General features: G+C 32.1%; 12 protein-coding genes and 1 pseudogene. 10 read left to right on the top strand and 3 right to left on the bottom strand.

What is annotated here, in order from left to right; all coding sequences use genetic code 11:
- Positions 1–30: 30 nt before the first annotated feature.
- Positions 31–492 (bottom strand): annotated as a pseudogene (locus EZH24_RS03045) (tetratricopeptide repeat protein); the annotation flags it as partial.
- 310 nt (positions 493–802) lie between these two features.
- Here EZH24_RS03045 and EZH24_RS03050 point away from each other — a divergent pair.
- From EZH24_RS03050 to EZH24_RS03085, 8 genes are all read left to right on the top strand, one after another.
- A complete protein-coding gene (locus EZH24_RS03050) occupies positions 803–2,041 on the top strand; it encodes a peptidase U32 family protein (RefSeq protein ID WP_137997660.1) in 1,239 nt (412 codons plus the stop codon).
- Positions 2,042–2,452 (top strand): Holliday junction resolvase RuvX, encoded by a 411-nt coding sequence (gene ruvX, locus EZH24_RS03055; RefSeq protein WP_137997661.1) that lies wholly within the window; start codon positions 2,042–2,044, stop codon positions 2,450–2,452. It abuts the gene before it with no gap.
- Positions 2,453–2,621: 169 nt separating this feature from the next.
- The gene (locus tag EZH24_RS03060; RefSeq protein ID WP_137997662.1) at positions 2,622–2,918 is read left to right on the top strand and encodes a hypothetical protein; all 297 of its coding nucleotides are present in this window, start codon (positions 2,622–2,624) and stop codon (positions 2,916–2,918) included.
- A 129-nt stretch (positions 2,919–3,047) separates the two neighbouring features.
- Complete coding sequence (locus EZH24_RS03065; protein WP_137997663.1) at positions 3,048–4,547, top strand: metal ABC transporter solute-binding protein, Zn/Mn family; 1,500 nt, start codon at positions 3,048–3,050, stop codon at positions 4,545–4,547.
- 10 nt (positions 4,548–4,557) lie between these two features.
- Positions 4,558–5,271 carry a metal ABC transporter ATP-binding protein gene (locus EZH24_RS03070; protein WP_137997664.1) on the top strand — a complete coding sequence of 238 codons (714 nt, stop codon included), beginning with the start codon at positions 4,558–4,560 and terminating at the stop codon, positions 5,269–5,271.
- A gap of 1 nt (position 5,272) precedes the next feature.
- Positions 5,273–6,127 (top strand): metal ABC transporter permease, encoded by an 855-nt coding sequence (locus EZH24_RS03075; protein ID WP_170310827.1) that lies wholly within the window; start codon positions 5,273–5,275, stop codon positions 6,125–6,127.
- Entirely contained in the window at positions 6,124–6,534 is a 411-nt protein-coding gene (locus tag EZH24_RS03080) for a hypothetical protein (RefSeq protein WP_137997665.1), read from the top strand. Before EZH24_RS03075 ends, EZH24_RS03080 begins: the two co-directional genes overlap by 4 nt.
- A gap of 60 nt (positions 6,535–6,594) precedes the next feature.
- The gene (locus EZH24_RS03085) at positions 6,595–7,557 is read left to right on the top strand and encodes a tRNA dihydrouridine synthase (RefSeq protein ID WP_137997666.1); all 963 of its coding nucleotides are present in this window, start codon (positions 6,595–6,597) and stop codon (positions 7,555–7,557) included.
- Between the two features lie 73 nt (positions 7,558–7,630).
- On the opposite strand, the gene EZH24_RS03090 is transcribed toward EZH24_RS03085, so the two are convergent.
- Positions 7,631–8,302, bottom strand: coding sequence for a HEAT repeat domain-containing protein (locus EZH24_RS03090; protein WP_137997667.1), 672 nt, complete (start codon positions 8,300–8,302; stop codon positions 7,631–7,633).
- A gap of 89 nt (positions 8,303–8,391) precedes the next feature.
- Entirely contained in the window at positions 8,392–9,360 is a 969-nt protein-coding gene (locus EZH24_RS03095) for a hypothetical protein (RefSeq protein ID WP_236847048.1), read from the bottom strand.
- 154 nt (positions 9,361–9,514) lie between these two features.
- On the opposite strand from EZH24_RS03095, the gene EZH24_RS03100 reads away from it, so the two are divergent.
- Positions 9,515–9,880: a heavy-metal-associated domain-containing protein gene (locus EZH24_RS03100; RefSeq protein WP_137997668.1), complete on the top strand. Its 366-nt coding sequence runs from the start codon at positions 9,515–9,517 to the stop codon at positions 9,878–9,880.
- 117 nt (positions 9,881–9,997) lie between these two features.
- The coding region (locus EZH24_RS03105; RefSeq protein WP_137997669.1) for a nitroreductase family protein at positions 9,998–10,452 on the top strand (455 nt) is incomplete at its 3' end.

Consider the following 10,452-nt stretch of genomic DNA (forward strand, 5'->3'; position numbering starts at 1 on the left):
ATTTTTATTTCTATATTAAAACAAAGCCAAATTACTATAATAAAACAAAGCCAAATTATTATAAGCCTTATCGTATTTCGGATTTATTTCAATAGATTTATTAAAATATTCAATCGCTTTTTTATAATCGTTTTTTTTGTAATAAGTTATTCCGAGCAAATTATAAGCGGAAGCCGAATTGGGAGTTATTTTTAAGATTTCGTTGAAACAGTTTATGGCTTCATCGTAATCGCCGATTGCATTATAACTGATTCCGAGCAGATTGTAAGCCTTGAAAGTTTTTATATCTACTTTTTTCGCTTCCTCAAAATATTTTATCGCTTCTTCAAATTCTTTTTTCTCTACGCAAATCTGCCCTTTATACAAATTCGCCCTATAATTTTTAGGAACTTTTTTTAAGATATTATCCAAAATATCCAAAGTTTTATCGTATTCTTCTCTATTTATTCCGTAAGAAACTTCATTTAAAAGCGACTTGACATTATTAACCATAGCAAACCTTACATATTATATCGTTTATTATAAGGTATATTTATATTATGTCAACTAATTTTTTTAAATTATTTCGCATTTTATCTAATATTTATTGAATGATTTAAATTTAGTCATTGCGAGCCTCGACACCGAAGGTATGCCGTTGACAAGAAGTGTGGCAATTTATTTTATTTGTATTGATTGGATTGCTTCGGTTATAAATAACCTCGCTATGACAATGCTTTTTATCTATATACTTTTTATATATTCTGATATAAAATAATATATATTTTATTAATAAATATTTTTTAATAATTAGGAAATGAAAATGGAATTGCTTGCGCCTGCGGGAAATAAAGAAAAATTGGAAGTCGCTTATCATTACGGAGCGGATGCAGTTTATATTGGCGGCGCTTTATTTAATTTGAGGCATCAAAGCAAAAATACGACTATCGAAGAGTTGGCGGATTGCGTTAATCTTGCAAGAAGTTTGAATAAAAAAATATATTTAACTTTAAACGCATTCTTGCATGAATACGATAAAAATAAATTGAAAGATTATTTGAAATCGATTTCCAATATTGGAATTGACGCTTTTATAATTTCCGATTTGGGAATATTGGAACTTCTTAAAGAAATTATTCCGAGCGCAAATATTCATATAAGCACGCAGGCTTCCGTTACGAATAGTTATTCCTGCAAAGTTTACGAGAGTTTGGGCGCTTCAAGAATCATACTCGCTCGGGAATTGTCTTTGGACGAAATAAAAGAGATAAGAGACAATACCGATTTGGAACTCGAAACTTTTGTGCATGGCGCGGTTTGTATGGCTTATTCGGGCAGATGCATATTGTCGAATTATATGAACGGAAGAGACGCAAACGGAGGAGATTGTTCTCAAGTTTGCAGATGGAATTTCAAAACTTATATTGAAGAAAAGACTCGCCCTGGAGAATTTATGGAATTGGAAGAAGGCGAAAATCATAGTGCGATATTAAGCTCGAAAGATTTACAAATGGCTGAATATTTGAATTTACTATCAAAAGCGGGAATCGATTCTATAAAAATAGAAGGCAGAATGAAAAGCGTTTATTATGTCGCAAATGTCGTTAGAGTTTATAGAATATTGTTAAATTTGCTGGGTAAAGTTGGCTATGAAGAATATCCGAAAGCGATTAGAAAAGAGCCTGTTGCAAGTTATATAAAAGAACTTTCCACAATAAGTCGAAGGGAAAGCGACACGGGATTTTATTTTAATAGAGAGGAAATGAAACCCGCGCTTAAAGGATATTTGAAAGGCAGAAGATTGATGGGAATGATTGTCGGACAAGAAGAAGAATACTCCAAAATAAATGTTTATAATACGATAAATAAAGGAGATAATCTTATTTATATAGGCAGAGATTTTTTGAATCTTAAAGACGATAGATTTTCTTTATATATAAAAAACGAAGAAGGAAATTTTTTTGAAGTCGACATTATAAAAAATATCGATAACGCTTATATAAAATCGGGCGTTCATAATTTTAGCAAATACGATATTATAACAATGGAAGAAAACGAATAAATGATATTGGGAGTTGATTTTGGAAGAAAGCGAACGGGAACTGCTTATATGGATATGGAAATAAAAATTCCTTTTCCATGCGAACTTATCGAAGAGAGCAACGCGCGAAAAGTAAAACGAGCTTTAATGAATATAATCGAAGAAAAAAAAATCGACACGGTAGTTTTCGGGCTTCCTTTGTCGGACGATGGAAAAGAGAGCGAATGGTGTTTTGAAATAAGAAGATTTGCCGAGTTTCTGCTTAAAAGCGTAAAAGTAAATGTAGTTTTTGTAGACGAATACGGAACTTCAAAAGAAGCTGATATTATTTTAAGAGGAAAGAAAATAAAAAATAAGAAAAAAAATAACGATTTGGTTGCTGCTACTCTTATACTTGAAAATTATTTGAATTATTTACATGAAATAAAATAATAGATTTAATTACGCTTATTTTGAAAAATAATTTGATTTTATAATTTAATTGAAAATTGAAAAAAGTCGTTTAGAATACGGTTATTTTATAATATAATATTAAAATAAATAATAAATTTTACGAAATTAACTTTACTACGGTTTATTAATAATTAAAAGGTTTTAAGTTATGGAATTAAAAAAGCGAATATTGATTATATTTCTTACAACGGCGTTTATTTTTGGAACGTTATTTTCCATATTATATATAACTATAGAATCGCATCATGATTGCATAGGCGAAGATTGTCCTATATGTCAATGTATAATCGTATGTGAAAATATATTAAAAAAACTTTCGACCGCGTTTGGTATTGTTTCAATTTATATAGCATTTAAATTCGCATCTAAAATTTCAATAATAAATTATTTCAAATTAGTTCCAATTCAAACATTGGTTTCGTTAAAAGTTAAACTTTCTAATTGAATCGAATAAAATGCAAATTTAAAGCGATTTTTTATATTATTTGCTTTATATTTGTATTTTTATCATTATTTTTAAATTACAAAATATTATAAAAAATAAAAAAATTAAAATTAGGAGATTTAATTTAAAATGAATAAAATTATATATGTTTTTATAAGCCTTCTTTTGACGGCGATTATATTAATAAGCTGTGGCGAAAATAACGCCGCGACAAAAAACGATAAATTAAGCATAGTGGCTACGATTTTTCCAGAATACGATTGGGTAAACGAGATATTGGGCGATAAAGCCGAAAATGTAGAAGTTACAATGCTTTTGGATAACGGCGTAGATTTGCATAGCTATCAGCCAACTATAGACGATATAGCTAAAATTTCAGATTGCGATATGTTTATCTATGTCGGAGGCGAATCGGACGGATGGGTTAAAGACGCCTTAAAAAACGCAAAGAACGATAAAATGAAAGTAATTAATCTTTTGGAAGTTCTTGGCGACTCTGCAAAAACGGAAGAATTGGTAGAAGGAATGCAGGAAGAAGAGCATGACCATCATCACCATCATGAAGAGATAACCGAAGCGGATATTGAAAATCGTTCGCTTTCCGATTTTTCAGGCGAATGGAAATCTTTATATCCGTATATTGACGATTTGGGAGAATATTTTGAGCATAGAGCGGAAGAAGATGACGATAAAACGACTACCAAAGAAACTTATATTGAAAAATATAGAACTTCTTGGTTTTGCGAAGCCGATAAAATCTCGGTTGATGGAAATAAAATCACATTTGCCTATTCGGAGGGCAAAACTTATTCCGCCGATTATAAATATTCTGGCTATAGAATAAAAACTAACGAAGAAGGCAAGATTGCAAGCGTTCGTTATCAATTTGAAACGGATAGCGATGACGCTCCAAAATATGTTCAGTTTAACGACCATGGACATGAGCCTCAAAAATCGGAACATTTCCATATATACTTTGGAAATAACGGATTTGCATCTCTTATGGATTCAAAAAATAATCCGTTTTTTGTGAAATCCGCTCTTTCAACGAATGAAATTCTTGAAGAATTAATGGGGCATGAACATGAGGAAGAAAAAGACGAACATGTTTGGCTATCTCTTAAAAACGCCGAAATACTTTGTAAGGCTATCGCGGATAATTTGTCGGAAATAGACCCGCAAAATAAAGATATTTATTCGGCTAATGTGTCGACTTATATAAAAAAACTTTCGGCGCTTGACGAAGAATATAAGAAAATGGCAAACGCTTCTATGCGAAAAGTGGTTTTATTCGGCGACCGTTTTCCTTTTCGTTATCTTGTGGACGATTACGGAATCGATTATTACGCGGCGTTTGTAGGATGTTCGGCGGAAACGGAAGCGAGTTTTGAAACGATGGCTTTTCTTTCAAAGAAGACGGACGAGCTTAAACTTCCATGCGTTTTGACTATCGAAGGAGCGAATCATAAAATAGCTCAAACGGTTGTGGCAAACACTTCGGCAAAAAATCAGAAGGTTTTGACGATGGATTCTATGCAGGCTACGACTTCGTCCGATGTAAAAAACGGCGTTACTTATCTTTCCGTTATGGAAAATAATCTTAACGCTTTAAGAGAAGCTTTGAATTAAAGGATAATATATGGCTCGACTTACTTGTGAAAATCTTTCAATCGGATACGACTCAAAAGTTATTTTAAATAATATTAATTTTGAAGTCGGAGCGGGCGATTATGTTTGCATTATCGGAGAGAACGGTTCTGGAAAAAGCACATTAATGAAAACCATTCTCGGATTACAGCCTCAAATCGAGGGTAAGATTTTGACGGGAGACGGGCTTGAATTTAACGAAATCGGATACATGCCACAGCAAACCGTAGTTCAAAAAGATTTTCCCGCTTCGGTTAGGGAAATAGTTCTTTCTGGATGTCAGGCGAGATGCGGTATGCGTCCGTTTTATAATAAGGATGAAAAAATGATTTTGAAATACGCTTTACAAAAAATGAAAATTGAAAATCTTTCCAAACATTGCTATAGGGAATTATCTGGCGGACAGCAGCAGAGAGTATTGCTTGCTCGAGCGCTTTGTTCGACTCGAAAAATGCTTTTGCTTGACGAACCCGTTTCTGGACTTGACCCAAATGTGGCTTTAGAAATGTATAATCTGATTGAAGAATTAAATAGTAAAGACAATATCTCAATAATTATGATAACTCATGATATAGAATCCGCTTTAAAATACGCAAGCCATATTATGCATATCGGCAAAAATATTTTTTACGGAACAAAAGAAGATTATATAAATAATTATAAAATTAATAGTTTTGAATTTGAAAATAAAAAAGGAGTCAATTAGTATGAATGAAATTTTTGCAAAACTTCAACTTTATTTGAATTATCCGTTTGTTCGCTACGCTTTTATTGTGGGAATATTAATTTCGCTTTGTTCTTCGCTGCTCGGAATAACGCTCGTATTAAAGAGATTTTCTTTTATTGGAGACGGACTTTCTCATGTGGCGTTCGGTTCGATGGCTGTCGCTACGGTTTTGGGCTTCAAAAACGATATGCCGATAACATTGATAATTACGATTATTTGCGCGATTTTGATTCTTCAAGCGGGAGAAAATAGAAAAATAAGCGGAGACGCTTCGATAGCTATGTTGTCTGTCGGAGCTTTGGCTTTAGGTTATTTATTAATGAATATATTTTCAACATCTTCAAATCTTTCGGGAGATGTTTGCAGCACATTGTTCGGCTCTACTTCTATTTTAACTTTGACTAAAACGAAATTATATTTATGCGTTATTTTGTCGGTTATAGTAGTTTCGATATTTTTGATTTTTTATAATAAAATATTCGCTATAACTTTCGATGAAAATTTTGCAAAAGCCGTTGGAACAAAAACGAATCTTTATAATTTATTTGTTTCAATAGTTATAGCGGTAGTAATAGTATTGGCTATGAATCTTGTCGGCTCTCTATTGATTTCGGCTTTGATAATATTTCCCGCTTTATCGTCTATGCAAATATTTAAAAGCTTTCGTTCCGTAACCATTTGTTCGGCTATTATTTCTATATTTTGCTCGGCGTTTGGAATCTTAATTTCTATTCTCGCTGGAACTCCCGTAGGCTCTACAATAGTCGCAGTCGATATTGCTGGCTTTTTGATTTTTTATTTAATAGGAAATATTTTTGGAGGAATAAGAAAATGAGAAGACTTTTGATTTGCTTTTTATTATTGTCATGCGAAACTAATAATTTAATTAGCTCTAACGATAAAATCGATGTCGATTTAACTTTGCTCAGCAGCACGATGGTTTATGGCGAAGTTTTTAATATGATAATGAATCCCGAAAATTACGCGGGTAAAACGGTTAAAATGAAAGGGCTATTTGTGTTATTTGAAGATATGGAAAACGGAAAACCTTTTTATGCATGCGTTATACCAGACGCGACCGCATGCTGTTTGCAAGGTTTTGAATTCGTTCCTTTATCCGAATATAATTATCCGAAAGATTATCCTAAAGTCGATTCTGAAATAACGATTGTAGGAAAATTTGAATACGATGAAAATAATTTTGGATATTGCAGATTAATTAACGCCAGATTTGTTCGGTAAATTATTGATATTTTTATCTATATACTTTTTATAAATTCTAATATAAAATAAATATAAAAAATGACAAAAAATATTATAATAGAAAATGTAAATATTCCTTCGAGATTCTTTTTAGCTCCGATGGCGGGCTACACGGATTATATTTTTAGAAGATTATGCAGAAGATTTGGAGCGGGACTTCTTACAACCGAACTTGTGAGCGCCGCCGCTTTGGCAAGAACGATAAAAAAAACTTATAGATATATGGAGCATAAAGAAGACGAACATCCGATTTCTTTGCAAATATTTGGAAACAACGAAGACGATTTCAAAAAAGCGATAGAACTAACCGACTTAAAAGGTTTTTCTTTTATAGATATTAATATGGGATGCCCGACAAAAAAAGTGGTAAAAAATAACGGAGGAGCGGGACTATTAACCGACATAGACAAAATGATTTCTATTTTAAATGTGGTAAAAATCGTTTCGCCTCTGCCCGTAAGCGTGAAAATAAGACTCGGATTCAAAAGAGGAGAAGGCGGAGAGACTGAAAGAGCTTTGGCGCTTAAAGAAAACGGCGCATGCTTTTTGACTTTGCATGGAAGATACGCAAGCGATTTATACAGAGGAAACGCCGATTGGGAAAAAATAGCGAAAGTTAAAGAAGCGCTGGGCGAAGATTATATATTGATTGGAAACGGAGACATAAAAACAAAAGAATATGCCGAAAAAGTTTTTAATTTATCAAAAGTTGATGGAATAATGATTGGAAGAGCGGCTATTGGCAATCCTTGGATATTTGCAGAATTGAATAAAATATTTGAATTTGAAGAAGAAAAAGAAATTGATAAAAATCTTAAAGATATTATTAAAGAACATGTAAACGGTTGCTCTGAATTTTACGGAGAGATTAGCGCAGTCCATTTTATGCGAAAATTTATAATGAAATATCTTAACGGCTATAAAATGGAAAACAAAATCGAGCTTATGAAATGCGAAAGTAAAGAAGAATTATTTAAATTATTGGACGAACTTATTATTTGAAATTGGTTGTTAATAAATAAAATAAAAAAACCTACTCTTATAAAAGAATAGGCTTTTTATTTCTTTAATAGAATTATTCTTCCGAAGAATCTGAAGGAGGATTAATATTTCTTATGGCGTCAATAGCGGCTTGTCTAACGGCTAAAAAGTATCTGTCATCTTGAGCCAAATATACCAAATCCGATAGAGCCGAATAATCTCCTATTTTACCCAAAGCGACCGCGGCTTCATAAACTATTCCTTGCGTTCTTCCCAATCTTAATTGGAACAATAACGAAGGAACGGCTTTTGCGTCTCCTATTTCTCCAAGCGCTTGAATTGCGGCTATTATATTGAAAGTTTCCCTTTCTGCATATAGCATGCTTGATATAGCTTGAACGGAAGATTCTGACGCTGATGATTTTGCAGCTTTTAAAGCCTGATATCGAACTTCCGAATCCGAATTGGATGGATAAGTGCTTGACAAACCGTAACCGACATATCTGTTAATCGCTTGAATTAACAAATCGCTACTCGCTCCGCTTTCGCCTAAAGCTTGAAAACATAAAGCTTTAACTTCAGGGCTTCCCATTTCGATAGCGCTTAACAGCAAACTTTCATCCTGACTTGCCAAAGCGTCCACGAAATCTTTCATCAAAGCCTCTCTCGGTTTATTTGCCGACTCTTCGCTTTCTTCGTCTTGAGCAAAAACCGATACCGTAGATAATACGAATATAAAGATTAAAATAAATATTTTTTTGAGCATTTGCTACCCCTTAATTAATTAATATTTAATAATAATAATATAAATTCTATAATATGTCAAATTTATAATTTATGAAAATATAATAAAAATTAGAATAACAAACTAATCTCCGCTCCGATTTTTGATTCGTATCCAAAATAACTCGAAGCGCCTCTCGGTTTTCCGTATCCGAATTTCAAAGCTATAGCGAATCTATAAAATTCAATTCCCGCAGCTAAATTAACCGAAGCATGCCAATTTTCTTTTATAAGTTCCAATTTATCTTTTTTATCCAAAATCGCTCCGACATTTATTCCCGTTATAAAATTAATTTCTTTATATATCGGAAGTCTATAATCAAATCCCGCGTGAAATCTAAATAACTGCGGACTATTTCCAACGGCGTTATAAGAAAACTCGATTCCTCCGTAGATTGTGAAACTGTTTATATAATAATAAGTCGAAATAGAGGCAAACTCATAACTGCTTCCGCTCTTTATATTAATGTCGCCTTTGAATCCGTCAACCAAATGAGTAGATTGATGATACATTGGGATAAATCTTATTTTCAAATTAATTCCCGTAAGATTTTGAAGCCACAAATCTGCAAATAAATCGAACTGCCCCGAAAAATCGTAAACATCGAATAATCCGCTTTTTCTTCCGAGAATTGAAATTTCCATTCCCGCTCCCATTCCAACCGAAAAATATTTATTTCTATAAAACATTATTTCGCTTGCAATTTTCCCTTCGATATATAAAGAAACGGATTTGAAATCCCAATTTGCTTCGGGCGATATTGTCGTTAAATTTTTTTCCATATCGAAATTTTTTGCAAATAATAATCTGCCGATAAAAGCCCTCGGGTCCTGCCAGCCCATGTAATATTTGTCGACTTCGTAAACTCTGAAAGGATTTTTAAACTCGTAATCCAAATTTGTTTGCGAATATAATTTTGAAAATAGAATAAAAAATATTAATAAAATCCCGCAACTTTTGAATAATATCTTTTGAATAATATCTTTTGAATAATATCTTTTTGCGCGTTTTTTATTTTTCCAGCAATATTCATGATTCATAAAATCTCTCAATTTAAATAGCGATTATGTAATCATATTAATAGAGTAAATATTTGTCAATAAACTAAAATATAGTATTGACAATTAAATTATAAAATGTTAGAATATATTAACTTTTTAGTTTTTAATAAAATATATTTAAGGATAAATTTTTATGGAAAAAACAATAATATTAATAGTAATTGGAATTATCGCCGTGTTTTCAATTATTAATTATATAAAAAGAATGAAATCTGGAAGCTGTTGCTCGGGCGAAGGAACTTTGAATACCGAAAAAGTGAAAGTGAAAGATAAAAATAAAAATCATTATCCCTACAAAAAAGTTTTAAATATCGGCGGAATGACTTGCACTCACTGCGCGAAAAATATAGAAAATCATCTTAACAAAATAAATAATGTTTACGCGAAAGTCGATTTCGATAGAGAGGAAGCGGTTATTTTAATGAAAGAAGAATTGGACGATAAACTATTGGAAGACGCGATTAAAGATTCGGGTTATAGATATTATATAAAAGATTAAATTTATCGGGGAACTTTTTATAAAATTATTCGTCTAAATTATAAATTAAGATTGTTAGAAAGCATATACATTTTATTTTTAATATATAATATAATTAAAAATCGGAGAATAAAAATTATGGAAAACGATATTTTTTTTACAAGAAGAAGCGTTAGAAAATATGTCAAAGGCAAAGAAATTGAAGACGAAAAATTGGAATATATATTAAAAGCTGCAATGTTCGCTCCATCGGCAAATAACAGGAGAAATTGGGAATTTATAGTCGTAAAAAATAGAGATTCGCTAAATAAAATAATGGAATTTCATCCTTACGCTAAAATGCTCGAAACCGCTCCAATGTGCATAATCGTATGCGGAGATTTATCGGACGAATCGGGAAAACTTTTCTGGCAACAAAATTGTTCGGCGGCTATAGAAAATTTGATGCTTGCGGCAAAATCAAAAGATTTGGGAACTGTTTGGGTTGCAATCGCTCCCGTTGAAGAGAGAATGAATAAAACTATAGAAATTTTTAATATTCCAAAACATATAAAACCTTTGGGATTAATCGCGGTTGGTTATCCAGACGAAGA

The sequence above is a fragment of the Brachyspira catarrhinii genome (assembly GCF_005518285.1).
Classification (GTDB): Bacteria; Spirochaetota; Brachyspiria; order Brachyspirales; family Brachyspiraceae; genus Brachyspira; species Brachyspira catarrhinii.